The 24,131-nt window shown below is 64.0% G+C and carries 24 protein-coding genes and 2 pseudogenes; 13 read left to right on the forward strand and 13 right to left on the reverse strand.

Features of this window, described 5'->3' with window-relative positions; translation table 11 throughout:
* Window positions 1-66: 66 nt before the first annotated feature.
* Window positions 67-1,194, forward strand: a complete 1,128-nt coding sequence (locus tag E8F06_RS00375) for a GNAT family N-acetyltransferase (protein WP_280363068.1) — start codon at window positions 67-69, stop codon at window positions 1,192-1,194.
* Here the strand turns inward: E8F06_RS00375 and E8F06_RS00380 are convergent, their stop codons facing one another.
* The 6 genes from E8F06_RS00380 to E8F06_RS00405 all read right to left on the reverse strand — a co-directional run bounded on the left by E8F06_RS00380 (window position 1,195) and on the right by E8F06_RS00405 (window position 6,454).
* Window positions 1,195-1,539: a DUF2790 domain-containing protein gene (locus E8F06_RS00380; RefSeq protein WP_280363070.1), complete on the reverse strand. Its 345-nt coding sequence runs from the start codon at window positions 1,537-1,539 to the stop codon at window positions 1,195-1,197. It lies immediately after the preceding gene.
* 318 nt (window positions 1,540-1,857) lie between these two features.
* A complete protein-coding gene (locus E8F06_RS00385; protein WP_280363073.1) occupies window positions 1,858-2,124 on the reverse strand; it encodes a DUF2790 domain-containing protein in 267 nt (88 codons plus the stop codon).
* A 141-nt stretch (window positions 2,125-2,265) separates the two neighbouring features.
* Window positions 2,266-4,098 (reverse strand): ABC transporter ATP-binding protein, encoded by a 1,833-nt coding sequence (locus tag E8F06_RS00390; RefSeq protein ID WP_280363076.1) that lies wholly within the window; start codon window positions 4,096-4,098, stop codon window positions 2,266-2,268.
* A 58-nt stretch (window positions 4,099-4,156) separates the two neighbouring features.
* A complete protein-coding gene (locus E8F06_RS00395) occupies window positions 4,157-4,711 on the reverse strand; it encodes a peptidylprolyl isomerase (RefSeq protein WP_280363078.1) in 555 nt (184 codons plus the stop codon).
* Complete coding sequence (locus E8F06_RS00400; RefSeq protein ID WP_280363080.1) at window positions 4,705-5,514, reverse strand: alpha/beta hydrolase; 810 nt, start codon at window positions 5,512-5,514, stop codon at window positions 4,705-4,707. The genes E8F06_RS00395 and E8F06_RS00400 overlap by 7 nt, the downstream gene beginning before the upstream one ends.
* Before the next feature lie 13 nt (window positions 5,515-5,527).
* The gene (locus tag E8F06_RS00405; RefSeq protein WP_151132496.1) at window positions 5,528-6,454 is read right to left on the reverse strand and encodes a LysR family transcriptional regulator; all 927 of its coding nucleotides are present in this window, start codon (window positions 6,452-6,454) and stop codon (window positions 5,528-5,530) included.
* Window positions 6,455-6,563: 109 nt separating this feature from the next.
* Here E8F06_RS00405 and E8F06_RS00410 point away from each other — a divergent pair, with 109 nt between their 5' ends.
* The 3 genes from E8F06_RS00410 (at window position 6,564) to rarD (ending at window position 9,015) form a co-directional block, all read left to right on the forward strand.
* Window positions 6,564-6,878, forward strand: coding sequence for a 3-phosphoglycerate kinase (locus tag E8F06_RS00410; protein ID WP_280363083.1), 315 nt, complete (start codon window positions 6,564-6,566; stop codon window positions 6,876-6,878).
* A gap of 160 nt (window positions 6,879-7,038) precedes the next feature.
* Window positions 7,039-7,638, forward strand: coding sequence for an FMN-dependent NADH-azoreductase (locus tag E8F06_RS00415; RefSeq protein ID WP_280363085.1), 600 nt, complete (start codon window positions 7,039-7,041; stop codon window positions 7,636-7,638).
* Window positions 7,639-8,118: 480 nt separating this feature from the next.
* Window positions 8,119-9,015 carry an EamA family transporter RarD gene (gene rarD, locus E8F06_RS00420; protein ID WP_280363087.1) on the forward strand — a complete coding sequence of 299 codons (897 nt, stop codon included), beginning with the start codon at window positions 8,119-8,121 and terminating at the stop codon, window positions 9,013-9,015.
* A 10-nt stretch (window positions 9,016-9,025) separates the two neighbouring features.
* On the opposite strand, the gene E8F06_RS00425 is transcribed toward rarD, so the two are convergent.
* Entirely contained in the window at window positions 9,026-9,421 is a 396-nt protein-coding gene (locus tag E8F06_RS00425) for an NUDIX domain-containing protein (RefSeq protein WP_280363090.1), read from the reverse strand.
* Window positions 9,418-9,963: a dihydrofolate reductase family protein gene (locus tag E8F06_RS00430; RefSeq protein WP_280363092.1), complete on the reverse strand. Its 546-nt coding sequence runs from the start codon at window positions 9,961-9,963 to the stop codon at window positions 9,418-9,420. Before E8F06_RS00430 ends, E8F06_RS00425 begins: the two co-directional genes overlap by 4 nt.
* A 137-nt stretch (window positions 9,964-10,100) precedes the next feature.
* Here E8F06_RS00430 and E8F06_RS00435 point away from each other — a divergent pair, with 137 nt between their 5' ends.
* The 3 genes and pseudogenes from E8F06_RS00435 to E8F06_RS00445 all read left to right on the forward strand — a co-directional run.
* Entirely contained in the window at window positions 10,101-11,432 is a 1,332-nt protein-coding gene (locus tag E8F06_RS00435) for a DEAD/DEAH box helicase (RefSeq protein ID WP_280363096.1), read from the forward strand.
* Window positions 11,429-11,548: pseudogene (locus E8F06_RS00440) on the forward strand (DUF4124 domain-containing protein); the annotation flags it as partial. The gene E8F06_RS00435 and the pseudogene E8F06_RS00440, both read left to right, overlap by 4 nt.
* Before the next feature lie 132 nt (window positions 11,549-11,680).
* Window positions 11,681-11,890, forward strand: a pseudogene (locus E8F06_RS00445) (DUF1294 domain-containing protein); the annotation flags it as partial.
* A 243-nt stretch (window positions 11,891-12,133) separates the two neighbouring features.
* Here the strand turns inward: E8F06_RS00445 and E8F06_RS00450 are convergent.
* Window positions 12,134-13,111: a zinc-dependent alcohol dehydrogenase family protein gene (locus tag E8F06_RS00450; RefSeq protein WP_280363099.1), complete on the reverse strand. Its 978-nt coding sequence runs from the start codon at window positions 13,109-13,111 to the stop codon at window positions 12,134-12,136.
* A gap of 221 nt (window positions 13,112-13,332) precedes the next feature.
* Here E8F06_RS00450 and E8F06_RS00455 point away from each other — a divergent pair, with 221 nt between their 5' ends.
* Both E8F06_RS00455 and E8F06_RS00460 read left to right on the forward strand, forming a co-directional pair.
* On the forward strand, window positions 13,333-14,391 hold the full coding sequence (locus tag E8F06_RS00455) for a haloacid dehalogenase-like hydrolase (protein ID WP_280363141.1): 1,059 nt from the start codon (window positions 13,333-13,335) through the stop codon (window positions 14,389-14,391).
* Window positions 14,392-14,563: 172 nt separating this feature from the next.
* Window positions 14,564-15,856, forward strand: a complete 1,293-nt coding sequence (locus E8F06_RS00460; protein ID WP_280363101.1) for a phospholipase — start codon at window positions 14,564-14,566, stop codon at window positions 15,854-15,856.
* Between the two features lie 65 nt (window positions 15,857-15,921).
* Here the strand turns inward: E8F06_RS00460 and E8F06_RS00465 are convergent, their stop codons facing one another.
* Window positions 15,922-18,255 carry an LTA synthase family protein gene (locus tag E8F06_RS00465; RefSeq protein ID WP_280363103.1) on the reverse strand — a complete coding sequence of 778 codons (2,334 nt, stop codon included), beginning with the start codon at window positions 18,253-18,255 and terminating at the stop codon, window positions 15,922-15,924.
* Window positions 18,256-18,527: 272 nt separating this feature from the next.
* Between E8F06_RS00465 and E8F06_RS00470 the strand changes: the two genes are divergently transcribed.
* Together E8F06_RS00470 and E8F06_RS00475 are read left to right on the forward strand one after the other, a co-directional pair.
* Window positions 18,528-19,364, forward strand: a complete 837-nt coding sequence (locus E8F06_RS00470; protein WP_280363106.1) for a S1-like domain-containing RNA-binding protein — start codon at window positions 18,528-18,530, stop codon at window positions 19,362-19,364.
* A gap of 256 nt (window positions 19,365-19,620) precedes the next feature.
* Window positions 19,621-19,881 carry a DUF3509 domain-containing protein gene (locus tag E8F06_RS00475; RefSeq protein ID WP_190832800.1) on the forward strand — a complete coding sequence of 87 codons (261 nt, stop codon included), beginning with the start codon at window positions 19,621-19,623 and terminating at the stop codon, window positions 19,879-19,881.
* 46 nt (window positions 19,882-19,927) lie between these two features.
* On the opposite strand, the gene E8F06_RS00480 is transcribed toward E8F06_RS00475, so the two are convergent.
* Window positions 19,928-20,251 (reverse strand): hypothetical protein, encoded by a 324-nt coding sequence (locus tag E8F06_RS00480; protein WP_280363110.1) that lies wholly within the window; start codon window positions 20,249-20,251, stop codon window positions 19,928-19,930.
* A 282-nt stretch (window positions 20,252-20,533) separates the two neighbouring features.
* Here E8F06_RS00480 and E8F06_RS00485 point away from each other — a divergent pair, with 282 nt between their 5' ends.
* The gene (locus tag E8F06_RS00485) at window positions 20,534-21,445 is read left to right on the forward strand and encodes a c-type cytochrome domain-containing protein (protein WP_280363113.1); all 912 of its coding nucleotides are present in this window, start codon (window positions 20,534-20,536) and stop codon (window positions 21,443-21,445) included.
* Between the two features lie 66 nt (window positions 21,446-21,511).
* Here E8F06_RS00485 and E8F06_RS00490 read toward each other — a convergent pair whose 3' ends face one another.
* A complete protein-coding gene (locus E8F06_RS00490; protein WP_190832793.1) occupies window positions 21,512-22,447 on the reverse strand; it encodes a DMT family transporter in 936 nt (311 codons plus the stop codon).
* Window positions 22,448-22,574: 127 nt separating this feature from the next.
* Here E8F06_RS00490 and E8F06_RS00495 point away from each other — a divergent pair, with 127 nt between their 5' ends.
* On the forward strand, window positions 22,575-23,513 hold the full coding sequence (locus E8F06_RS00495; RefSeq protein WP_280363118.1) for a LysR substrate-binding domain-containing protein: 939 nt from the start codon (window positions 22,575-22,577) through the stop codon (window positions 23,511-23,513).
* Between the two features lie 46 nt (window positions 23,514-23,559).
* Here the strand turns inward: E8F06_RS00495 and E8F06_RS00500 are convergent, their stop codons facing one another.
* Window positions 23,560-24,114 (reverse strand): magnesium transporter, encoded by a 555-nt coding sequence (locus E8F06_RS00500; RefSeq protein ID WP_280363120.1) that lies wholly within the window; start codon window positions 24,112-24,114, stop codon window positions 23,560-23,562.
* Window positions 24,115-24,131 lie beyond the last annotated feature (17 nt).

Raw genomic sequence — 24,131 nt, forward strand, 5'->3', positions numbered from 1 at the left:
CGACTTCGGTCGCCCATTTTTTTGTTCCCGCTTTTCTTCCTTCCCGGCCCGCGCCAGACTGGCGCAATGCCAATCCAGACCCTTTCCCGCCTAGACGATCTCGACCCGCAGCACTGGGACGCCCTGCTGCCGGACGACCAACCGTTCCTGCGTCATGCCTTTCTATCCACCCTGGAGGAAAGCGGCAGCGTGGGTGGCCGCAGTGGCTGGCATCCGGCCCATCACCTGCTCCGAGGGGCGAATGGCGAGCTCAAGGCCGCCATGCCGGCCTATCTGAAAAGTCATTCCTACGGCGAGTACGTGTTCGATTGGGCGTGGGCCGATGCTTGCCAACGTGCAGGCATTCCTTACTACCCCAAATTGCTGGCGGCAGTGCCTTTCACTCCGGTGGGCGGAGCGCGGTTGCTGGCGGTGGATGATGCTGCGGCAAGCGAGCTGCTCGATGCGGCGGTGGCCGACGCGGCTGCCGACGACCTCTCCGGGCTGCATATCAATTTCACCGATGCCTTCGCCGACCACCATTTGCGCAACCGTGACGGCTGGCTAGAGCGCCTCGGCTGCCAGTTCCACTGGCGCAATCACGGTTATAGGGATTTCCAGGACTTCCTCGATGCCCTGAGTTCGCGCAAGCGCAAGCAGATCCGCAAGGAGCGCGAGCAGGTGGCGGGGCAGAGGATCGAGTTCCAGTGGCGCAGTGGCCAGGAATTGGATGAGGCAGACTGGGATTTCGTTTATTCGTGCTACGCCAACACCTATCGTGTGCGCGGCCAGGCGCCTTACCTGACGCGCAGTTTCTTCAGCCTGCTGGCCGAGCGGATGCCGGAGACGATTCGCGTGGTGCTGGCGCTGCAGCACGGCCGGCCGGTGGCCATGGCGTTTTCGCTACAGGGCGGTAACACCCTTTACGGGCGCTACTGGGGGTGTCTGGCGGAGTTCGACAGGCTGCATTTCGAAACCTGCTTCTACCAGGGTATCGACCAGGCCATTGCAACCGGACTCCAGCGTTTCGATGCCGGGGCCCAAGGCGAACATAAGTTGATACGGGGATTCGAGCCGGTGATCACCCGCTCCTGGCACTGGCTGTCCCATCCCGGCTTGCGGGCTGCGGTGGACGACTTCCTGGTGCAGGAGCGGGGTGGGGTGCTGGCCTACGCAGAAGAAGCGCGTGGCCTGCTGCCCTATCGGCGGGATTGATCAGCCGATCTGGGTGGGGTCCGCGGAGACGTCAGTCCCGCTGTCGGGGGACACGTCGACCTGGCTAACGAGGGTGCCGTCAGCGGTAGTGCCACCCCATTCGAGGAAGCGGAGCTTGTGCACTTCGCCCTCGCTGTCTTCGTAGACGAGGGTGACCGGCACTACGCCTGTCTTCTGGGAGGTGTCGGTGCGGTGCAGCACCTTCTGGATGTCGACTTCCATTCCGTAGTGATAGTCCACGGGCTGCAGGGCGGCACCGTGGTTCTGGTTCTGAATGCCATCCTGGGCGAATACGCTGGGCGCGAGGCTAGAGAGCAGGGCGCTTACAACCGAGGCCATTTTCATAAGGCTTGTATTCCTCTGTTGGGTTTCGCTTACAAGGGACTCCATCTGACCCGCTGAGCGTTTTTAGTTCAACCGCCCTCCTCGGCGACCCTCGGTTTGGGTGTTTTTTAACCAGCTGCAATCGCCCGAGCTTGAGGCGTTGCGACCGTTTGTCGCAGGTGGTGAATTTTTTTATCTACTGGCCTTTCTGGGCGTTAATTCCACCCCGACCAGGCCGTTTATCTGGTGATTTCACCTGGGTAAGGTGCACCGCTCATCCCAGGGCACGAAGTCGGGGGGCGCATGGTGCGCCCTACCGTCTGTCAGGTACCGCACAGCTCAGCTGTTGCTGGTATGGCTGCCCCATTCCAGGAAGCGGACCTTGTGCAGTTCGCCCTGGCTGTCCTCGTAGACCATGGTGACGGGAACCACGCCCGCGCGCTGGCTGGCGTCGGTGCGATACAGGACGCGCTGAACGTCCAGTTCCATGCCGTAGTGGTAATCGACTGCCGGGATGCCGGCCCCGATATCTCGCTGGTATTCGTGGGCGAACACGCTGGGGGCAAGGCTGGCGAGCACGGCGCTGACGGCGGATGCGATCTTCATGGGCTGATCCTCTCTGGGTCCGTTGATGGTTTCAGGTGAAACCGGATACGGGCTCCATATGACCAGCCGGGCGCGCCGGGTTGAAATCAATGCGCCTTGTAATGGAGATCAGCCGCGTCGATGCAGGGGCGCGGCCCGGGATCAATCCACACCGACGAAACCACCTGTCTGGTGCTGCCAGAGGCGCGCGTAGAGGCCGCCGAATTCCAGCAGTTCCCCGTGGGTGCCGCTCTCCACGATCCGGCCCTTGTCGAGCACCACCAGGCGATCCATGCGGGCGATGGTGGAGAGGCGGTGGGCGATGGCGATTACCGTCTTGCCACGCATGAGGGTCTCCAGGCTTTCCTGGATCGCCGCTTCCACTTCCGAGTCCAGCGCGGACGTCGCTTCATCCAGGATCAGAATGGGGGCGTCCTTGAGCAGGACGCGGGCGATGGCGATGCGCTGGCGCTGGCCGCCGGAGAGCTTCACTCCGCGTTCGCCGACATGGGCGTCGAAACCGCGCCGCCCGCTGGCATCGGAAAGCAGAGGGACGAACTCGCCGGCACGGGCCTTGCGAACCGCCTCCAGCAGTTCTGCGTCGCTGGCACCGGGGCGGCCGTAGAGCAGGTTGTCGCGGATGGATCGGTGCAGCAGCGAGGTGTCCTGGGTGACCATGCCGATCCGGGCGCGCAGGCTTTCCTGGGTTACTCGGGCAATGTCCTGGCCATCGATCAGGATGCGTCCGCCCTCCAGGTCGTAGAGCCGCAACAGCAGGTTGACCAGGGTCGACTTGCCGGCACCGGACGGCCCCACCAGGCCGATCTTCTCGCCGGGGCGCACCACAAGGTCGAGGCCTTCGATCACGCCGCTGCCTTTGCCGTAGTGGAAGCTGACGCGCTCGAAACGCACCTCGCCCTGGTTCACCTTCAAGGGCTGGGCGTCCGGGTTGTCGACGACCTGGCGCGGTACCGAAATGGTCTGCATGCCGTCCTGGACCTGGCCGATGTTGTCGAAGATGCCGGTGACCACCCACATGATCCAGCCGGACATGTTGATGATGCGGATCACCAGGCCGGTGGCCAGCGCAATGGCGCCGACGCTGATCAGGCCCTGGTTCCACAACCAGAGCGCCAGGCCGCAGGTGGTGACGATCAGCAGGCCGCCCATGGTGGTGATGGTGGCGTCCATGGCGGTGATCACCCGTGCGGTCATCCGGGTCTTGTGGGTCTGCTCGTTGATCGCTTCGCGGGCGTAGTCCTCTTCCTGGCGGGTGTGCGCGAAGAGTTTGAGCGTGGTGATGTTGGTGTAGCCGTCGACGATGCGCCCCATCAATTTCGAACGGGCATCGGAAGACTCCACCGAACGCTGCTTCACCTTGGGGACGAAGTAGATGATTGCGAAGAGGTAACCGGCGATCCAGAGCGCCAGCGGCAGCATCAGGCGCCAGTCCGCTTCGGCGAACAGCACCAGGGAGCTGACGGCGTAGATCAGTACATGCCAGAGGGCGTCCACAGCCTGCACTGCGGAGTCGCGCAGCGAGTTGCCGGTCTGCATGATGCGCTGGGCGATGCGCCCGGCGAAGTCGTTCTGGAAGAAACCCAGGCTCTGCTTGAGCACGTAGCGGTGGTTCTGCCAGCGGATCAGGTTGGTGAGACTGGGGTTGATGGTCTGGTGGACCAGCAGGTCGTGCAGGCTGTTGAACAGCGGCCGCAGGATCAGCGCCACGATCGCCATCCACAGCAGTTCGGTACCGTGTCGCTGGAAGACTTCGCCGCTGGGGGTGGCTTGCGCCAGGTCGACGATGCGACCGAGGAAGCTGAACAGCGCCACTTCGATCAGCGCGACGATCAGCCCCACCAGCAGCAGGGCGCTGAACACCGGCCACACCTGGCGCAGGTAGTAGACGTAGAAGCGCACCACGTTGCGCGGAGGCATTTCATCAGGCGCTTGGCGAAAGACGTCGATCAGGCGCTCGAAGCGTTTGAACAACATAACGAGTCCATCCGAAAGTGAAGCGGTCGGCCCGGGCGTCCTGCCCGGGCTGAATACATCAGAGCCGCTTGGCGGAGAGGATCACCACCGGCTGCAACGGCACATTCTGGTACATCCCGCGGTTGCCGGTGGGGACGTTGGCGATCTGGTCGACCACATCCATGCCACGCACGACCTTGCCGAACACCGCGTAGCCAAAGTCCCGGCTGCCGTGGTCGAGGAAAGCGTTGTCGTTGTGGTTGATGAAGAACTGGCTGGTGGCCGAGTTCACCGCCTGGGTGCGCGCCATGGCCAGGGTGCCGCGCAGGTTGCGCAGGCCATTGTCCGCTTCGTTCTTGATCGGGTCGCGGGTTTCCTTCTGGCTCATATCGGTGTCGAAGCCACCGCCCTGGATCATGAATCCGGGAATCACGCGATGGAACACGGTGCCGTTGTAGAAGCCGGCGTCCACGTAATCGAGGAAGTTCTTCACACTGGCCGGCGCCTTGTCGGCTTCCAGTTCCACCTCGATTTCCCCGGCGCTGGTGGTCAGCAGCACATGGGGCTTGTCGGCGGCCATGAGGTTGAGGGAGACGAGCAGGGCGCAGGCGCCCAGGACGAGTTTCTTCAGCATGGTTTTGGGTCCTTGTTGCGCTCCACTTCGGCCAGGAAGTCGAGCAGGGTGGCGTTGAATCGTTCGGGTTGATCCAGCGGTGTGGCGTGACGGGAATTCTCGATGACCACCAGCCGCGCGTTCGGTAGCTCCTTCACGTAGGCCTCCTTCTGGGAGACTGGTGTGTAGTCGCGGTCGGCGGTGATCACCAGGGTCGGGCTCTGGATACGCTGCAGGTGATCGCGTACGCCCCAGCCGATGATGGCGTCCAGTGAGGAGAGGTAGGCGCGCTTGTCGTTCTGCGGCCAGCGCTCCTCGATCTTGCTGCGCAGGTCGCCCTGTTCAGGCAGCGGGAACAGCAGGCGGCCAAGGGCCTTGGCGATGCTGTCGAGGCTGAGCAGGCGCGAGAGAGTCCAGCGCTTGGCGATTTCCAGGTAGTCCTTCGGTGAACGGGGCTTCACCTCGGGGCCACTGTTGACGATGGTCAGGCTGCGTAGCAACTCCGGGCGATCAACGCCGAGCTGGAAACCGATCATGCCGCCCATGCTGATGCCCACCAGGTGCACATCGATCAACCCCAGGTGCTCGATCAGCGCCGCCACGTCTTCGGCGAATGCGGCGATGCTGTAGCGCTCCTGGGGTTTGTCGGAGCGGCCGTGGCCACGCACATCGATGACGATGACGCGGTAATGGGCGGCGAGGGCGGGGATCTGGTACTCCCAGTCGCGGGTGCTGGAACCCAGGCCGTGGACCAGCAGCACCGGCATGCCTCGGCCGTAGTCTTCGTAGTGCAGCTGGCATCCATCATTCTCGAAGTACGACATGAGCGACCTCCTGTCAGGCGCTGGGGAGCGGTGCTGCGAATGGCGCATCCAGCGGCGCCGAGTCGAAGGTTTTGATCAGTTCGACCAGGATCTGTGACGCCGGACCCAGGGCCTTGTCCTTGTTGGAATATAGATAGAAGGAGGGGTGGCGGCTGCCGCCCTGTTCCAGTGGCAGCGGCTTGAGCTGGCCATCCTTGAGTTCCCGCTCGATCAAGTGGCGCGGGAGCCAGGCGAAGCCCAGGCCGCTGCTGACGAAGTTGGCGGCGGTGGACAGGCTGCCCACCGTCCAGCGTTGCTCCGCGCCGAGCCAGCCGACATTGCGCGGCTGGGTCCGGCCGGTATCGCGGATCACCACCTGCAACTGGCTTTCCAGGTCCTGGAAGTTGATCTGGCGCTGCAGGCGATGCAGGGGATGATCGGGGTGGGCAACGGCGACGAACTCCACCGAGCAGAGCCCGGCACCCAGGTAGCCCTGGATGTCCAGGCCGGTGATGGCGAGGTCTGCGGAGCCTTCCAGCAGCACTTCCTCGACACCGGAGAGCACTTCCTCGCGCAGGCGCACGCGGCATCCGCGGCTTTGCGGCATGAAGGCGGAGAGGGCGCGCACCAGGCGGGCATTGGGGTAGGCCGCGTCCACCACCAGGCGTACTTCGGCTTCCCAGCCCTGTTCCATGTGGTGGGCCAGCTCTTCGAGCTGGCTGGCCTGCTTGACCAGTTGGCGCGAGCGGCGCAGCAGCACTTCACCGGCTTCGGTCAGCACCGCCTTGCGTCCTTCGATGCGCAGCAGGGGAACGCCCAACTGCTCCTGCATGCGCGCGACCGTATAGCTGACCGAGGATTGCGAACGATGGGTCGCTTCCGCCGCCTGGGCGAAGCCGCCGTGATCCACCACGGCCTGCAGGGTCCGCCACTGGTCCAGGGTTACGCGCGGGGCTTTCATGCGGTGCTGCTCCTCTAGCTGCTCATGCCGGCAGATCGTGTGTGCCCATGGCGCTGATTCCGCCTGTGGCGCTCTGTTAAGCTGGCGCTCTCTGCACTGGAGATCGCCCATGAAGAAACTCTGCTGTGCCCTGTTCGCCCTGTTGCCAACCCTGGCCTTCGCATACCCCATTGAGGTGGAGAAGCAGTACAACGGCGCCGAGATCGTCTACGACACCACCGATATTGCAAACAACATGGCCGCCATCAATATCCAGAACGTTGGTGGAACCGCAGCGGAGTGCAAGGCAGTGTTCGTTAACGGACCTGAAACCCCCAAGGTGCGCAAGGCCGTGATCGAAAGTGGCAAGAGCGCCTACGTGACGGCCAATTTCACCCGTGCAGTGATCAAGCTGCGGATCAAGCTGACGTGCAACCCCAAGTAGTCGGGGCCAGGATTCGGGCACAGCAACCAGCCTAGTGCCCCTCCTTATAAAAATCAACTTTCTTGATATTTTTCGGCGGATATTTACGCTTTTTTATCGATTCGTGACGAAATAATCTGCGCCCCATCGACGCAATCAACCCCCGATGGAGGTAGCCCAAATGTCCCGCGTACTCGTCATCGAAAGCAGCGCCCGCCAGCAAGGTTCCGTTTCCCGCCAGCTCACCCAGGACTTCATCGCCAAGTGGCAAGCCGCCCACCCGGCTGATGAGATCACCGTTCGCGACCTCGCCACCGAGCAGGTTCCGCACCTGGACGCCGACCTTCTGGGAGGCTGGATGAAGCCCGCCGACCAGCAGAGCGAAAGCGAAAAAACCGCCCTGCAACGCTCCAACCTGCTGACCGAAGAACTGCTGGCTGCCGACGTACTGGTGATGGCTGCCCCCATGTACAACTTCGCTATCCCCAGCACCCTGAAATCCTGGCTGGACCACGTGCTGCGCGCCGGCGTCACCTTCAAGTACACCGAAACCGGTCCGAAGGGCCTGCTCACTGGCAAGCGCGCTTTTGTCCTGACCGCTCGTGGCGGCATCTACTCCGGTAGCCCGCTGGACCATCAGGAGCCCTACCTGCGCCAGGCCATGGGCTTCATCGGCATCCATGACGTGACCTTCATTCATGCCGAAGGCCTGAACATGGGTAATGAATTCCAGGAGAAGGGCCTGGCTTCCGCCAAGGCTCAGCTCGCCCAGGTCGCCTGATCCGCTGCTCCGCTCCTCGCTCCTTCGGTGCGCCATGGCTCCTTGAGCGCACCCTCTCTGCCCGGCCTGGTTCAGGTCGGGCTTTTTTATGGATGACGAGAAAGAGAGGCCGGTGTCCTCTTTGGCGAATGAATTCGCCCCCACAGGGAAATGCCCAGGCTGAACGCTTGCACGGATGGCTCCCTGTCCCTCTGGGGCGAAGAGGCACGCTTTCGGAAGCACTGCTTCCGGTGCCGATGAGCGCCAGGACGCGCAGCGATCTGGCTGGGGCGCAGGGCGGGGTTGGGGTGAGGGGGCGCCGTTCGTTGTTCGGACCTAAGCCATGCCGTTTTCAACAATGCGGGCGACGGCCCTGCCCGGATGGTCAGATTCCCGCCTTGTTAATCTTCCGCTCGCGGCAAGGAAGGCGTATGTTCGCCGGCTGCTTTGCGAGGCCCTGATGATGTCGTCCCATTTCCTCTTCCACGTGCAGAGACGGTCATGAAGCTGTCCGGTCGTGGTGTCTCGCTGTCCCTGACGGCGTCCGTCCTGTTTGCCCTGATGCCCGGTTACGTGCGCGAACTAGCGCCGCTGGATGGCGTGCAGGTATTTGCCCAACGGGTGCTCTGGTCGATCCCGGCGGTGCTCCTGCTATTGATGCTGACCCGCCAATGGCCCGCCTTCATCGCCGTGCTCGGTCGACTGAAGCGCGAGCCGTTGCTCCTGGCTTCCCTGCCCATTGCGGCGGTGCTGATCGGCCTGCAATGGGGGCTGTTCCTCTGGGCACCCCTGCAGGGGCGGATGCTGGAGGTCTCTCTCGGCTACTTCCTGCTGCCCCTGGCGATGGTGGTAGCGGGACGGGTGTTCTACGCCGAGCGCCTGCGGCCGTTGCAGCTGGTGGCGGTGCTCTGCGCCCTGGCCGGCGTGCTGCACGAGCTCTGGCTGACCCGTGCGTTCTCCTGGCTGACCCTCGTTACTGCCCTGGGCTATCCGCCTTACTTCATGCTGCGACGCTGGATGAAGCTGGATGCGTTGTCCGGCTTCATCCTGGAAATGGCGGTGCTGGCGCCCCTGGCCATCTGGCTGATCGCGAGCTTCTCGCCGCCGGGTGCGTTCAGCCAGGCGCCGCAACTCTGGTGGCTGATTCCCGGCCTGGGGCTGCTGGGCACCCTGGCATTCGCGGCCATGATGGCGTCCAGCCGGCTGCTGCCCCTGGGGTTGTTCGGGATTCTCAGCTACGTGGAACCGGTGCTGCTGTTCGCGGTGGCGGTGGTATTCCTGGGCGAGCCCTTCAACCCTGCCCAGCTCTGGACCTACCTGCCGATCTGGCTGGCCGTGCTGCTGATTGGCGGGGACAGCGCGATGCTGTTGCGCAGGCAGGCTCGGAAAGGCTTCTGAACAGGGTCGCTCAGCGACCCGTCAGGGCGTCCAGTACGTGGTCGCGCAGCAGCGGGGCCAGGTTTTCCGGGTGGGGCTGACCGGGCTCCAGCCAGGCCAGTTCTTCCAGCTCGGCCGCCGCTTCCACGGCATGGGGCAGGCGGGCGATGAAGATATCGGCGTCCACCCAGGTGTCCGCCTCGTTGGCGGCCGGCGCGCGGAAACGGCCCAGCGGAGTCAGGGCCGACGCTTCCAGGCGCAGCTGGAGTTCTTCCCAGAGTTCGCGTTGCAGGGCCTGAAGCGGGCTTTCGTCAGCCTCGCGCTTTCCGCCGGGCAGCATCAGCGCGCGGGTGCCGCGTTTGCGCACCAGCAGCAGGCGATCTTGCGAGTCGAGCAGGCAGGCGGCGGCGATATTCAGGGTGGTCATGGTGTCTCGGCTTCGGGCAGGAGTTGGTAGTGCAGCTGCACCACGCCGGTGGGGAAGCTGCGCTGCTCGCGCAACTGGAGGCGGCGTTCGAGGCCCGTGGCGAACATCGGGATACCGGCGCCCAGGAGGTGGGGAATGACGCTGACCACCAGTTCATCGAGCAGCCCGGCAGAGTAGCAGGTCCCGGCCAGCGAACCACCCCCGACCAGCCACACGCGCTTGCAGCCGGCAGCGGCCAGTTGTTCGAGGGCCTGGGCCGGCGTGTCGTGGTTGATCTGTACGTCCGGGCTGGTTCGCAGTGGTTCGTTGCGGGTCAGCACGAGGCAGGGTTTGCCGGGATAGGGCCATTCGCCGCCGAACGCCAGGATGCTCTCGTAGGTCATCCGCCCCATCAGCAGGCCGTCGATGCTGGCGTAGAAGGCCTGGTAACCATGATCGTCGCCCGACTCCTCGATGGGCTTCAGCCAGTCGACGCGGCCGTCGGGACGGGCGATGTAGCCGTCGAGGCTGGCGGCGACGTAGTAGATCAGGGCTGGACGCATGGCGGAGCTCCTGGAAAGGGTGCAAAGAGCGTATACCGGCTCGGGTTTTCCGTCGCTGGCTCACTCGGAATTCGGGCGTTTGCTCCCGACTCCGGGTAACCTATGCAGCTATTTACGCTTTTGACCGAGGTAGCCCCGTGTTTTCCCAATTCGCCCTGCACGAACGTCTGCTCAAGGCCGTTGCCGAACTCAAATTCGTCGAGCCGACCCCGGTGCAGGTGGCGGCCATCCCGCCGGCCCTGGAAGGGCGCGACCTGCGGGTGACCGCCCAGACCGGTAGCGGCAAGACCGCTGCCTTCGTCCTGCCGCTGCTGAACCGCCTGATTGGCGAGGCCAAGCCCCGCGAGCGCATCCGTTCGCTGATCCTGCTGCCGACCCGCGAGCTGGCGCAGCAGACCCTGAAAGAGGTGGAGCGCTTTTCCCAGTTCACCTTCATCAAGTCCTGCATCGTCACCGGTGGGGAAGACTTCAAGGTGCAGGCTGCGATGCTGCGCAAGCTGCCTGACGTGCTGATCGCCACGCCCGGTCGCCTGATCGAGCACCTGAACTCTGGCACCGTGGATCTGCGCGAGGTGGAAGTGCTGGTGCTGGACGAAGCCGACCGCATGCTCGACATGGGTTTTGCCGAGGACATGCAGCGCATCACCGAACTCTGCGCCAACCGCCAGCAGACCCTGCTGTTCTCCGCCACCACCGGCGGCGCCGCGCTGCGCGAGGTTTCCGCCAATGTGTTGCGTGACCCGCTGCACCTGCGCCTGAACAGCGTCGATCAGCTCAACGAGAGTACCCGCCAGCAAATCATCACGGCCGACCACCCCGAGCACAAAGAGGAGCTGGCGCGCTGGCTGCTGGCCAACGAGACCTACCAGAAGGCGATCATCTTCACCAACACCCGCGCCCAGGCCGATCGGCTGTACGGGCACCTGGTGGCGGGCGGCTACAAGGCGTTCGTGCTCCACGGCGACAAGGACCAGAAGGACCGCAGGCTGGCCATCGAACGTGTGAAGCAGGGCGGTACCAAGGTGCTGGTGGCCACCGATGTCGCCGCCCGTGGCCTGGACATCGAAGGCCTGGACCTGGTGATCAACTTCGACATGCCGCGCTCCGGCGACGAATACGTGCACCGCGTCGGTCGCACCGGCCGTGCCGGTGGCGAAGGCCTGGCGATTTCGCTGATCTGCCATAACGACTGGAACCTGATGTCCAGCATCGAGCGCTACCTGAAGCAGAGCTTCGAACGCCGGACCATCAAGGAGCTCAAGGGCACCTACACGGGTCCGAAGAAGGTCAAGGCTTCCGGCAAGGCCGCTGGCGCCAAGAAGAAAAAGACCGACAAGAAAGGCGACAAGAAGGCTCCGGCCAAGGCCGCTGCGCCCAAGCGCAAGCCGAGCAAGCCGCGTGAGGAGTCCCGCGTGGTGAGCACCGACGGCCTGGCGCCGCTCAAGCGCAAGAAGCCGACGGCGGAATGATCCGTCGGCTTGCTCCGGCCTCGCTGCTCTTCGCGCTGGGTTCGGCGCAGGCCGAGGTCTATCGCTGCATCCAGGCCGATGGCGTGGTGCGTTACACCGATCAGGGCTGCGGATCGCTGGAAGGTTCGCGGCCGCTGGCCAGTCCGGATGCAGTTGAGCAGTTGCTGCAGACTGCCACGAACGGATTGAACCAGTGGGTGCAGCCTCTGCTGGGTGGCGCTGCCCCCTGGAAGCTGTTGCTGGCGGTCTATCTGCTCATGAGCCTGATCTGCTTCGTCGCGTACTGGCGCGACAAGCGCTTAGCCGTAGCCGGGGAGCAACGTACGCCCGAATCCCGCCTCCACCTGTATGAACTTCTTGGCGGCTGGCCGGGCGGTCTGCTCGCCCAGAGGCTGATTCGCCACAAGAATCGCAAGGTCGCCTACCAGGTGAAATTCTGGCTGATCGTGGCCGTGCACCTGGGCTTGCTGGGGTACTGGGTGCTGCATTGAGGCGAGCACGGCGGACCTGCGGTCCGCTTGGCGAATGAATTCGCCCCTACAGGAAAACATCGAGGTTCGGATTACGGCCGCTCCCACTTGCAGGGGAGCGGCCCTTGATCGCGAATGAATTCGCCCCTACAGGAAAAGCGTCGACGCCCAGGTAAGGCACGTACTGCTCCCTCTCCCGCCTGCGGGAGAGGGCTGGGGTGAGGGTGCTTTTCAGGGCACCAGCACAATCTTCCCATCCCGCTCGCCACCGGCCGCTGCGGCGACGGCTTCCTTGATCCGGCTGATGTCATAGGTGGCGGCGATGCGCGCCTTGAGCTTGCCGCTGGCGATCAGCTGGATCAGTTCTCCGAACAATTGCATCTGCTGCTGCGGCGTGGCCTGGCGGAACCAGCGCGCCAGCCAGAAGCCCTTCAGGGTCACATCGCGGAAAACGAAGGAACCCGGATTCACCTGGCAGGGCTCGCCGCTCATGCGGCCGTAATTCACCAGCACGCCACCTTCGGCCAGGCTGGCCGCGAGATGGTCGGTGGAGGCGCCGCCCACGGCGTCGATGCCCAGCTTCACCGGTGCGCCGCCGGTGGCTTCGCGTACGCGCTTGGCCAGGTCGGGGCCGTCCACCAGCACAACGTCACCGCCTTCGGCCTGCACGGCCGCGACCGCCGAGTCGCGGCGCACCACGTTGATGGTTTTCAGGCCACGGATCTTCGCCAACTGAATCAGGTAGCTGCCCACCCCCGAGTTGGCGGCGTTCTGGATCACCCAGTCGCCCGGCTGCAGGTCGACGAAATCACGCAGCATCAGATAGGCAGTGGGCGGGTTGACGGTGAGCATCGCCAGTTGCTGCGGATCGGCGCTGGGCAGGGGGATGAGCTGCTTGGCCTCGGCGATCAGGTGGGTGCGCCAGGTGCCGCAGCCTACCGGCAGCAATACGGTCTGGCCGGGCTTAAGGCCAGTGACGTCGGCGGCCACTTCCAGCACTTCACCCACGCCTTCATTGCCGCCGATGGCGGGTAGCGGCGGCAGCATGCCGTATTCGCCGGTCAGGGTGAGCACATCGGATGGGTTGATCGGTGCCGCCAGCACTTTCACCAGCGCCTGGCCGGCGGCCACTGCTGGCAGTTCGAACTCCACGGCTTCGATCACATCCTGGGGCACCGGGCCACGGGTCTTGTATTCGGCTTTGAGCATGACGCTTCTCCTGGCGGCTTGAGGGGAGGTTGAGTCTAGCCGCAGGCGGCCGAGGGGGACTGAATCCTCCGCCATTCCCGTGGCTGATCGGCTGGCGCTAAGAGAACGCTGGAGGTCGTTCTGGTGACGGCTGCGGGCAGAGCCTTTGCTAGGTTCGGCGGCGAAGCCGGAGTCGGAGCTTCGCCATGCTCACGCAAGCCATCAAAAGGAATAAGAAGAAGATGAAGATCGCCAAGACGTTGATGTCCGCTGCACTGTGTCTGGGATTGGCCGCCAGCGCCCAGGCCGCGACCGAGCTCAAGCACTGGCCGGAGCCGGCCGCGAAGCAACTGGATGCGCTGATTACCAAGCACGCCAACCAGGGCAACTTCGCCGTATTCGACATGGACAACACCAGCTATCGCTACGACCTGGAAGAATCCTTGTTGCCGTTCCTGGAGATGAAGGGCGTCCTCACCCGCGAGAAGCTCGACCCTTCGCTCAAGCTGATCCCCTTCAAGGATGTGAAGGGGCACAAGGAAAGCCTCAACAGTTACTACTACCGCCTCTGCGAAGTGGACGACATGGTTTGCTATCCCTGGGTCGCCCAGGTGTTTTCCGGCTTCACCCTGCGTGAGCTGAAGGGCTATGTCGACGAGCTGATGGCCTACGGCAAGCCGGTCCCCGCTACCTATTACGAAGGGGACGAAGTGAAGACCATCGAGATCAACCCGCCGAAGATCTTCACCGGCCAGAAGGAGCTGATGAACAAGCTCAACGAGAATGGCATCGAGGTCTACATCATCACCGCCGCCCTCGAAGAGCTGGTGCGGATGGTCGCCTCGGACCCGAAATACGGCTACAACGTGAAGCCGGAGAACGTCATCGGCGTCACCACGCTGCTGAAGGACCGCAAGTCCGGCGCCGTGACCACCAGCCGCAAGCAGATCACCGATGGCAAGTACGACCCGAAGGCCAACCTCGATCTGGAACTGACCCCGTATCTGTGGACTCCGGCCACCTGGATGTCGGGCAAGTACGCTGCGATCCTCACCTACATCGACGAATGGAAGAAGCCGATCCTCGCCGCTGGCGACACGCCCATCAGCGACGGCTACATGATGTTCCACGGTACGGATGTGGCCAATGGCGGCATCAATCTGTGGATCAACCGCAAGGCCAAATACATGGATCAGATCAGCGCCATGCAGAAGCGCAACGCCGAAGCCCAGGCCAAGCAGGGCGTGCCGGTAACGGCGGACAAGAACTGGATCGTGGTGGTGCCCGAAGACATCCAGTGACAGCCTGATGTTCGCGAAGCGACCGCCTCCAGGCGGTCGTTTCGTTTCATGCACTAGAGTCATTCCTGTCGGCTTGATCGGTGAGTCGGGCTGTCTTGGCTGGACAGTGTTGCCTCACGCCGTGGCTGTTACCCTGCCGGGCCTTGCCTGAACCCCCGTCATGGAGTGATCGATGAAGTACCTGGCGCTCGCCCTCAGCCTGAGCCTTGCCGGCTTGCCATCCGCGGCGCTGGCCTGGTCCAACCACGCCCTGGGTACCGCCCTGGCGCTGGCGGACCTGCCGCAGATAAGGGACGCGCAACCGGTTCCGGTGGAAAGCCTGGAGTCCTTCCTGGAAGAGGAGGGCGTGGCCCTGGAGCAGTTGCTGGACGAGCAGGAAGAGTTCTTCCGCGAGAACCTTCCGGGCTACCCGGAACGACCTGATGAGCTGCGCTGGGTGCCCACCCATGGCGGTGACCACCGCAGGGCCTTCCTGACGGCGCTGCGGGTGAACCCCGAGATCAAGTTGGCCTCCTTCGTCCAGGCCCTGCCGGGAATGGACTGGAGCGGCCACAGCGCCCTCGATGCCTCCGACGTGCTGGTGTTCCACAAGCTCAGCCTGTGGCGCGAATGGCGCTTCTACCAGGTGCAGCCCGGCGAGACGCTGCCCGCCCTGGCGGTCGTGGCCAGCGCCGCCGATGAGCCGGACTACGGCCATGACATCAACCTGTTCAGCGACAACCCGGGTGAAGCCGGTGCCCGTTACAACTTCGGCCCGCAGCCCTTCGGCGACGCACGTTTCGAGTACTCCTCCCAGGCGCCGTTCCATATCGGTTACTACCACGAGGACGAGCTCATCTACCGTTTCGCGCCTTACCTGGCGCGCACCTATCCCGAAGTGCGGGTCCACCAGTACCTGGGCCTCGCGCGCTTTGCCTTTGAGAGCGGCCACCCCTACTGGGGCTATCGCTTCCTCGGCTGGGGGCTGCATTACATCCAGGACCTGACCCAGCCCTACCACGCCAAGGCCCTGCCGGGCCACGGTACGCCCGCGCTGATCTGGATCGCCCTGAAGGCCGCTGTCGGCCTGGACAGCGACAAGCTGGCGGCCATCGAGCAGGTGGCCAACCGGCACACCGAAGTGGAGAAGTACCAGGCCGACTGGTTGCGCAAACTGCTGCGCGAGGGGCGTAACGACAGCCCGCTCCTGCGGGCCTATGCCGACAGCCGCACGGATGCCGACTATCCGCCCTTCGACGGCGACTCGTTGCGCCTCGTGGTGTCCCAGGAGTCCTATGATGCCGCCGATGAATTTGACGCCCGCATCGGCCATTGGCTGGCGGGAGGGCGGACGCAGATGGGGTTCAGCCAGGGCAACCAGCTCGCGCCGTTGCCCGACGATGTTCAGCTGGACCAGACGCTGGTGCGGCTGATCCGCCACTTCGGCGCCCACAGCCGCAACGCCACCCGGGCGACGCTCCCCTGAGGGACGCTGCTCATCTTGTGGGGAACCGTGGATAGAACAGGGGCGCCATTTCGGCGCCCCTTTGCTTAGTGATACTGCTGCAACCTCAACTCGGTGCTTTCGGGCAGTACGGCGCGGTCGTTGCCGGGATTTTCCAGCTCGTTCTCCAGGGCGTCCTGCTGCCGGCCCAACAGGCCGAAGAGTGTGGTGATGGGGTGCAGCGGGCGTTTCTGCGCTACCTGGGCATTGGCTTCGGCGGCCACGGCAGCAGGCGGCAGCGGTTGAGTGGTGACGCGGAAGTCGCTGATCTCGATCACCCCACGACCCTCGGCCAGCAGGTGGAAAGAGAACGCCTTGCGCGCTTCCGGGTTGTCGAAAGCGAAGTTGACCTTCAGCGGCTTGCCCTGTTTGAGCAGCGGCAATTCGGGAATCGGCAGCGCTACGTCACGCTCGAATTCCTTGGCCTTGAGCCGCAATTGGGCACCCTTCCTGTCCATGCGCAGGACCTTGATGGTCATCTGCACGCTGGTGCGGCTGTTCTTCGGCAGTTCCATGTACTGGGCACCGATCAGGTTGTCCGCCCAGTCATCCCGGGCCTTCTCCTTGAGCCGAATGCGATCGCGCGTGGCGAACTGGTATTCCTGGCCGAGGCTGCCGCCCTGCAGGGACTGGTCCAGAAGCGCCGCACGCTGGGCGATCACGCGCGCCTTCTTGCCGCTGTAGCTGCCCAGGTAACGGGCTTCGTCGGCTATGAATCCCTCGCTCTGGTAGCGCCGGCAGACCTGGCGGAAATCACATTCGGTGAAGGTGTCCTTGCCATCGTGGTAGCGCAATTTGCCGTTGGTGTAGGACATGATCTCGCGGCCGGTTTCATAGTCGCGGAACAGCGAACGGCCGGAGAGGTTCTGCGGCACGCGGTAGCCGAAGTAGTCGAGGATGGAGGCTGTCAGGTCGACATGGCCGTACACACCACTCTTGATCGGCGGCAGCGCGGCCTGCTCGGGGGCCAGCACCAGGTTGAAGCCCCAGGCGGAGGCGAGGCGGACGTTCTCGATGCCGTGGGACTCGTCCGAGGTGACGATCACCAGGGTGTCCTTCAGCACGCCCTGTTTTTCCAGGCCGGAGAGGAAGGCGTCCACGGCGTCATCCAGGTAGGCGATGGCGGCTTTCTTCGAGTCCGGGTAGCGCATCAGGTAGTCGACCGGGGCCGAGTAGGGCTGGTGGGTACCGACGGTGAGCAGGGTGAGCATCCACGGCTTCTTCTGGTGGCGCAGTTGTTTCACGTAGGTCTGTGCACCTTCGAAGAAGGCCTTGTCGTCCATGCCCCAGGGGAATTCCAGGTAGGCCTTGTTGCGGAACCAGTTGCGCCCTTGGGTCTTGTCGAAGCCCATCTGCGGCATGATCTTGTCCTTGGCCATGAAGCGCAGCCCGGCACCCTGCAGGAAGTGGGTGCTGAAGCCGTGCTGGTGCATCTGCGAAGGCAGGCAGGCCTTGGCACGCGCCGGGTTGTTCAGCAGTTCCAGTCCCTTGGGCGTGCCGGAGTCCAGCTTGCTGTAGTCGCCGCAGAGCATGGCGTACAGGCCGCGGATGGTCTGGTGGCTGTGCAGCACATAGTCCGGCGTGGTCATGGCGCGCTCGGCCCAGGCGCTGAGCTTGGGCATCAGCGAATCCTGGTAACTGCTGTTGATCGCGGCGCGGTTGGCGGCGATGTAGGCGCCAGGGATGCCTTCCAGGGTAATCACCAGGACGTTGCGCGCACGGCCGGGGCCGGCGAGCAGGGGCGTGCCGTTGAGGTCCAGTTGCGCCAGGCCGGCGATGTCCGGCGGAACTTCCGGCTGGTCGCCGTCGAGCCAGTCTTCGACCGCCAACTGGCCGCTACTCGCGGCACTGGCCATCAGCTTGTGGGGCAGGTTGAACTGCTTCCACTGGTCGGCATCGCTGGGCTGCACCGATTGCAGGGTGACGTACCCGGTCAGCAGCGCGGCCGGCGTGGCGAACCATTTCCAGTTCAGCGGATCGTGTCGGCGCCGCCAGCACAGCAGGCAGGTCAGGACGCTGGCACCCAGCGCCAGACCCAGGTACGGATGGGTGATGCCGCCGCCCTGGGTGGAATGACTGACGAATTGCGGGTCGAGCAGGTACTTGAGGTCACTCGGCTCTGGCATGCGGCCGACGGCGCCCACCAGTTCGGCATTGCCGAGGATCATCGCGCTCCAGAGCAGCATCAGCGGCAAAGCCAGCCACAGCGAGCGGCCGTAGAGCAGCACGATCAGGAAACTGCCAAAGGCGAGGTCGGAGAGGTAGCCGAAGGCGTTGGACCAGCCCAGCCAGTAGCGGCTGGCGAGGGGAATCACCAGGAACAGCACGCCGAGTGTTGCCAGCGATAGGGTTTGCGACAGCCAGCGGCTGGATGAGCGCACAGGAACTCCTGAGATGGGACAGTGAGAATCCGTCGGGTGATGCCGGAATACATATAGGTCGCGCGTACGACGACATGATTCTGAAACATCGTTGTGCTAGCGACCAGTAGACAGTTTTGCAGAATGAAAATTCAGGCGCTCTCGTGCGGCTTGTCTGGCGATGAAAGGCGCGTTTGACGGCCATCGTGATACCGGCACCGGGCGCCCGGCGCTCGTGGTTAGCCGGCCGGCCAGCAGGTAGAATGCCGCTTCGAATTTCAGAGGTAGCGAAGATGGCACTTTTCGGGCGTTTCAATTCACTTCAGGTGGCCAAGCACACCGAGTTCGGTCTGTACCTGGATGGCGGCCCGGATGGCGAAATCCTCCTGCCCAGGCGCTATGTGCCCAAGGACCAGCCCACCGAAGTGGGCGACTGGCTGAACGTCTTCCTTTATCTGGACAGCGAAGACCGTCCGGTGGCCACCACGCTCAAGCCCAAGGTCCAGGTCGGCGGCTTCGCCAGCCTCAAGGTCGTGGAGATCAACCGCATCGGCCTGTTCCTCGACTGGGGCCTGCCCAAGGACCTGCTGCTGCCGCATTCGGAGGAGAAGCGCCCGCTGCAGGTCGGCGACTATTGCGTGGTGCACGTCTACCTCGACAAGCGTACCCGCCGCATCACCGCTACCGCCCGGCTGGACCGCTACCTGGACCAGACCCCGCCGCGCTACAAGACGGGCCAGGAAGTCGACCTGTTGGTGGTGGACAAGACCGACCTCGGCTTCAAGGCGATCATCGACGGCAAGCACTGGGGCCTGATCCACAAGAACGAAATGTTCAAGTTCGTGCGCAGCGGCATGCGCGAGAAGGGCTACATCAAGGAGATCCGTGATGACGGCAAGATCAGCCTGAGCCTGCAGCCAGTGGGTGCGGAAGCGGTCAGCGGCCTGGGCGAGCAGATCATCGCGGCGCTGCGTGCCGAAGGTGGCACGCTGAACCTGTCCGACAAGAGCCCGCCTGAAGTGATCAGCCAGCGTTTCGGCGTTAGCAAGGGTAATTTCAAGAAGGCCATCGGCGGCCTCTACAAGCAGGGGCTGATCCGCATCGAAGACGATCGCATCGAACTGCTCTGATCCCCCTGCAGGCCGCGCCTGGCGCGGCATTGCATACAAAGCCCCCGGCCCGGCGCGCCCCCAGGTCGGGGGCTTTGCTGTTCAGTGGTCATGCAAATTGCACGCTGCAAACTCCCGGAATCGTGCGCAATGCATGGAAAAAGTTGTTCAAAAAATTTGCAAACGACTGATTTATTTGGCGTTTCCGTTGTCATAGCGCTGGCATGCACGCTGCAAACGAGGTGCAGGAGCAATCACTTTTCTGGGAGAGAAAGACATGGATCTGGATTTTGACAAGCTGATCAGCGCCTTTCCGGAATACGAGCTGAGCACCAAGCCTCGGCCCGATGGTGGCTTTGTGCTGACGCTGGAGCGCGACGGGAAATTCTTCCAGCGCGTGGTGGCGGCGACGGTGCAGCTGGATTGGCTGGTCAGTACGCTCAAGCGCGACCTGGCGCTGGAGCATGGAGAAGTTCCACCGGTGGATTCGCTGAAGGTGCTACACCGAAAGCCTCTGCCGCGCTACTTGCGCGCCTGAGGCCGACAGGCCGCGACAGGGACATCGCGGCCGGAATGACCAGGGATCAGGTCTCGATACCGGAGGGAGGCAGCATGGCGTCCTCTTCCTTGCCCTCATTTTTGTTCGACGGCGCGCGTGGTGCCTGCTCGCGGGCTTCGTCCTTTTTCGGTTCTCCCAGCAATTCCTTGGCCGAAGCCTGGGCTTGGTCCACTTGCTTGTTCAATTCGTTGACCGCTTCGCCAATGGCTTCCCGGGCGATCTCCTGGGCGGCCGCCTCGGCTTTCTCCGCCAGCTTGTTGGCCGACTCCTCGGCCAGGTCGCAGCCGGCGAGACTGGCCAGCAGGCCGACGCCGAGCAGCAGGGCGGTGAGGCGGGGGACAGGTTTCATGCAGTGATTCTCCAGTTACGACACGCGGCGCCATCATTGCCTACGGCAGGCGCTGAGGAAACAAGCCAGTCCGGCGATTCTGTATGCGGACGTTTCCTATTTTACGCGCATGGGAAAGCCCCGGGTCTACAGCGGCGACTGGATAGAGCCCGGGGCTTGGGGCCGGCACACGCCAACCTCGAATAAACTGACCGACGGATCGCAGTAGGGTTCCGCGCGACGGCGCCACCGGCTCTGCTTCACTAGGCTTGGTGGGATGGGCAACGCTGAAGCGGGGGCGAAATGGGCAAGGTGCCGAGGCTGGTCAAACTCTGTTTGCTGCTCCTGGCGCCGGCACTGGCCTTCGCCCAGGACGTAACCTTCGACGACATCCAGCCGATCCTCCAATCCCGTTGCGTGATGTGCCATTCCGGCGAAGCCGCGCCGCTCGGCCTGCGGCTTACCAGCCTCGATGAGCTGCTCAAGGGCAGCAGCCGACCGGTGGTGACAGCCGGCGATCCCGCCGCCAGCGAGTTGATCCGGCGCCTGAAAGGCCAGAGCCAGCCGCGCATGCCGATGACGGGGCCGCCCTTTCTCAGTGACACCGAAATCGCCTTGTTCGAGGGTTGGATTGCTGGCGGCTTGCAGGCTGGCAGCCGTCCCTCGAATGCCACCGTCCCGCCTGCATCGCTGCAACGCCCGCCTGCTGGCCAGCCAGTCACCTACAGCCATGTGGCGCCGATATTTGCCAGTCGCTGCGTCAAGTGCCATTCCCCCTATGGACTGATGGGGTCTGCCCCGGAGGGGCTGCTGCTCGATTCCTATGGGGCCATTCTCGATCGCCATGAGCGCGTGCGTGTGGTGCCGGGTTCCTCCGACGCCAGTGAACTGGTGCGGCGCGTACGTGGCCAGTCGCAGCCGCAGATGCCCTATGACGGCCCGCCTTTTCTCAGCGACGAGGAAGTTCGCCTGATCGCCGATTGGATCGACCAGGGTGCGCGCGATGCCGAAGGCCGGCCGGCGCCCAGCCCCGTGGGCTCGCGGGTACGGCTGCAAGGCGTGCTGGGGGAGGGCTGGACCCTGGACTCGCTGCCACTGGTGATCGGTCCCGGCACCCGCATCGACAAGTCGCCGGGTGTCGGGGACTACGTGGAAGTGCGCGGGCGCTGGGGAGCGGACGGCCGGGTAGTGGTGGAGCGCATCCGTCGGCGCTGATTACTGGCCGCGGCAGGCTTCCCTGACTCCGCTTTCACGAAGATGCATGAAGCCGGCAGAGCCCGGTCAGGCCTCGGAAGGGGCGAGCGCCTTGCGTTGCTGGCGGCCGCGCAGCAGCTCGGCACCGCTGACCAGCACGATACCGCCCAGTACCAGGGTTGCACCGATGGCGAAGGACGGGTCGATGGTCTCGCCCAGCACCAGCACGCCGAAGGTGACGCCGAACAGCGGCGTCATGAAGGACAGCACCGACAGGCGCGAAGCCAGGTAACGGCGCAGCAGCCAGAACCAGGCCAGGTAGCTCACCAGGGCGATGACCACCACCTGGAAGGCCAGGCTGATGACGGCCTTCTGGGTCAGTTGCATGTCGGTCTTGCCGGTGCTGAACGCCACCACGGTGAGCAGCAGGACGGCGCCGAACAGTTGATAGAACAGAGTCTTCACCGGGTTGGCCTCGGACAGCTTCGATCCGCGGATCACCAGGGTGGTGGCGCCCCAGGCGAGGGCGCCGCACAGGGCGTAGATGTCGCCCAGCAACGCATTGCCGGGTGCGCCGGCGGGTTGACCGAGGAAGGCCGTGGCGATGCCGCCGAAGGCCACCAGCACGCCCAGCCACTGGATGGGCGAGAGGCGCTCCTCGGGCAGCATCAGGTGTAGGCCGAGGGCTGCGAACATGGGGGCGGTGTAGAGGAATACCGACAGGTGCGAGGCGCTGGTGTGATTCAGTCCTTCGCCGATGAACAGGAATTCCAGGGCGAACAGCGTACCGACCGTGATCCCCGGCAACAGGGTGCCGTCGCTGAAGGCGCCGCGTCCTTCCTTCCACAACACCAGGGCACCCAGCACCAGGGCGGCGCCGCCGGAGCGGATGGCCAGCTGCAGGATGGAGGGCACGTCGTCCAGCGTCAGCTTGATCGCCACCTGCTGGAAGCCCCAGCAGATGCAGAGGACGAACATCAGTCCGCAGGCGAACCAGTCCAGGGGAAGGCGGGAGGGTTTCATCGTTCGACTCGCAAGGCAGAGGTGCGCGGCAGACGCCGCCAATGGGTTGCAGGATCGTTCCCGGCCGGCTTGCTTTCAAACGATGATTTGTCATCATGCTTTGACTTGAACTCAAAGCGAACCTGCCATGCGTCTCCCTTCACTCATCGCCTTGCGTACCTTCGAGGTTGCTGCCCGCAGCCGCAATTTCACTGAAGCCGCCCAGGAGCTTTCGGTGACGCCGGGAGCGGTGAGCCGGCAGATCCGCCTGCTGGAAGCTGAACTGGGCGTGAGCCTGTTCGACCGCACGCGCAACACCGTCACCCTGAACGACAACGGACGCCGCCTGGCCGCCACCGTTGCCCAGGCCTTCGAGCTGCTGGAGCGGGGCGCCGATGAATTGCGTGGGCAGGACGAAGGGCCGATCCACATCACCTGTGCCCCGTCCATCGCCAGCCACTGGCTGATGCGCCGGCTCAACCAGTTCTCCGCCTGCAACCCCGACATCACCCTCAGTCTGGAAGCCACCGAGCAGTTGGTGGACCTTGAGCGCGGCGAGGCGACCCTGGCCATTCGGTTCACCACCACCGACGCGCCCATGCCGGCCAGCGAGTTGCTGTTCGTCGAAGAGTTCTTCCCGGTTTGCAGCCCCACCTACCTGGAGCAGTACGGCGCGGTGCGCGAGCCTCGGGACATGCTCGGCGCCCGGCTTATCCACACCCACTGGAAGAACACCGGCAACCTGCATCTGCCGAGCTGGGAAGACTGGTTCACCACCTTTGTGGGCGAGCCAGGGCCGGTGAAGGGGGGGATGCGCTTCGGTCTGATCGGCCACGCCATCCAGGGGGCGGTGAGTGGGCAGGGATTCGCTCTGGGTTCCACGGCCCTGGCTTTTGACGACATCGCCAATGGTCGGCTGGTGCTGCCTTTCGGCGAGGGTTGCCGCCTGTCGACGCCCTGGGCCTACCGGCTGGCCTGGAGCCGCAGGTCGCCCCCGGCAGAGAAAGTGCGCAGGCTGATCGACTGGCTGCTGGCCGAAGCCCGCGCCAGCACGATGTCGGATAAGGGAGCAGTGAAGGCGGGTTGAAGCGGCGGATGACGCCAGGCGTTGCATCCGCCGCCGCGGGCGTGGATCACATCATCTTGCGCCACTGATGCAGGCGGTGTTGCAGGCCCTCGGCCCAGTCCGGCGTGGCTTGGCCAGTGCCGGCGGTCCTGAGCATCGGGTGGTGGCTGACGACAGTGGCGAGAATGGCTTCCTGCGCGGGTTTCACATCGACGAAGAACACATGCTTGCCTTCTTCCAGGGTGCGCTGGAAACGCTTCACCACGGCGTTGGGTGTCTGGATTCCGAACAGGCTGCCTTCCCAGACGCTGAAGCCGAACAGGGCGATGGCGAGGAAGATGAAGGGAATCCAACCGGCGGCCGTGCCGGTCCAGCCACTGAACCAGGCCACCAGCATGACCAGCGCCGCCAGGGCGATGCCAATGCCGACGCCGATCAGGCCGGAATGGACCATATCGAGCTTCATCACGGAGGACACGTCGTGGAGTTGGTAGTGCTCGACGTCGGCATCGCGTTCGCTGAGCACGTGGATCTGCTCATGATCGATGCCCTGGGCTTCGAGCTCGTCTTCGACCCTTTCCAGGTCTTTGAGGTTGTCGCTGATGTAGTAGTGCCGCTGCATGGGACACCTCCCATCTG

It is taken from the genome of Pseudomonas sp. BN411 (assembly GCF_029871235.1).
Taxonomy (GTDB): domain Bacteria; phylum Pseudomonadota; class Gammaproteobacteria; order Pseudomonadales; family Pseudomonadaceae; genus Metapseudomonas.

Coding starts and splice junctions, on each gene's coding strand:
- E8F06_RS00375 (WP_280363068.1), top strand. CDS start 67: ATGCCAATCCAGACCCTTTCCCGCCTAGACGATCTCGACCCGCAGCAC.
- E8F06_RS00380 (WP_280363070.1), bottom strand. CDS start 1,539: ATGAAAATGGCCTCGGTTGTAAGCGCCCTGCTCTCTAGCCTCGCGCCC.
- E8F06_RS00385 (WP_280363073.1), bottom strand. CDS start 2,124: ATGAAGATCGCATCCGCCGTCAGCGCCGTGCTCGCCAGCCTTGCCCCC.
- E8F06_RS00390 (WP_280363076.1), bottom strand. CDS start 4,098: ATGTTGTTCAAACGCTTCGAGCGCCTGATCGACGTCTTTCGCCAAGCG.
- E8F06_RS00395 (WP_280363078.1), bottom strand. CDS start 4,711: ATGCTGAAGAAACTCGTCCTGGGCGCCTGCGCCCTGCTCGTCTCCCTC.
- E8F06_RS00400 (WP_280363080.1), bottom strand. CDS start 5,514: ATGTCGTACTTCGAGAATGATGGATGCCAGCTGCACTACGAAGACTAC.
- E8F06_RS00405 (WP_151132496.1), bottom strand. CDS start 6,454: ATGAAAGCCCCGCGCGTAACCCTGGACCAGTGGCGGACCCTGCAGGCC.
- E8F06_RS00410 (WP_280363083.1), top strand. CDS start 6,564: ATGAAGAAACTCTGCTGTGCCCTGTTCGCCCTGTTGCCAACCCTGGCC.
- E8F06_RS00415 (WP_280363085.1), top strand. CDS start 7,039: ATGTCCCGCGTACTCGTCATCGAAAGCAGCGCCCGCCAGCAAGGTTCC.
- rarD (WP_280363087.1), top strand. CDS start 8,119: ATGAAGCTGTCCGGTCGTGGTGTCTCGCTGTCCCTGACGGCGTCCGTC.
- E8F06_RS00425 (WP_280363090.1), bottom strand. CDS start 9,421: ATGACCACCCTGAATATCGCCGCCGCCTGCCTGCTCGACTCGCAAGAT.
- E8F06_RS00430 (WP_280363092.1), bottom strand. CDS start 9,963: ATGCGTCCAGCCCTGATCTACTACGTCGCCGCCAGCCTCGACGGCTAC.
- E8F06_RS00450 (WP_280363099.1), bottom strand. CDS start 13,111: ATGCTCAAAGCCGAATACAAGACCCGTGGCCCGGTGCCCCAGGATGTG.
- E8F06_RS00455 (WP_280363141.1), top strand. CDS start 13,333: ATGAAGATCGCCAAGACGTTGATGTCCGCTGCACTGTGTCTGGGATTG.
- E8F06_RS00460 (WP_280363101.1), top strand. CDS start 14,564: ATGAAGTACCTGGCGCTCGCCCTCAGCCTGAGCCTTGCCGGCTTGCCA.
- E8F06_RS00470 (WP_280363106.1), top strand. CDS start 18,528: ATGGCACTTTTCGGGCGTTTCAATTCACTTCAGGTGGCCAAGCACACC.
- E8F06_RS00475 (WP_190832800.1), top strand. CDS start 19,621: ATGGATCTGGATTTTGACAAGCTGATCAGCGCCTTTCCGGAATACGAG.
- E8F06_RS00480 (WP_280363110.1), bottom strand. CDS start 20,251: ATGAAACCTGTCCCCCGCCTCACCGCCCTGCTGCTCGGCGTCGGCCTG.
- E8F06_RS00485 (WP_280363113.1), top strand. CDS start 20,534: ATGGGCAAGGTGCCGAGGCTGGTCAAACTCTGTTTGCTGCTCCTGGCG.
- E8F06_RS00490 (WP_190832793.1), bottom strand. CDS start 22,447: ATGAAACCCTCCCGCCTTCCCCTGGACTGGTTCGCCTGCGGACTGATG.
- E8F06_RS00495 (WP_280363118.1), top strand. CDS start 22,575: ATGCGTCTCCCTTCACTCATCGCCTTGCGTACCTTCGAGGTTGCTGCC.
- E8F06_RS00500 (WP_280363120.1), bottom strand. CDS start 24,114: ATGCAGCGGCACTACTACATCAGCGACAACCTCAAAGACCTGGAAAGG.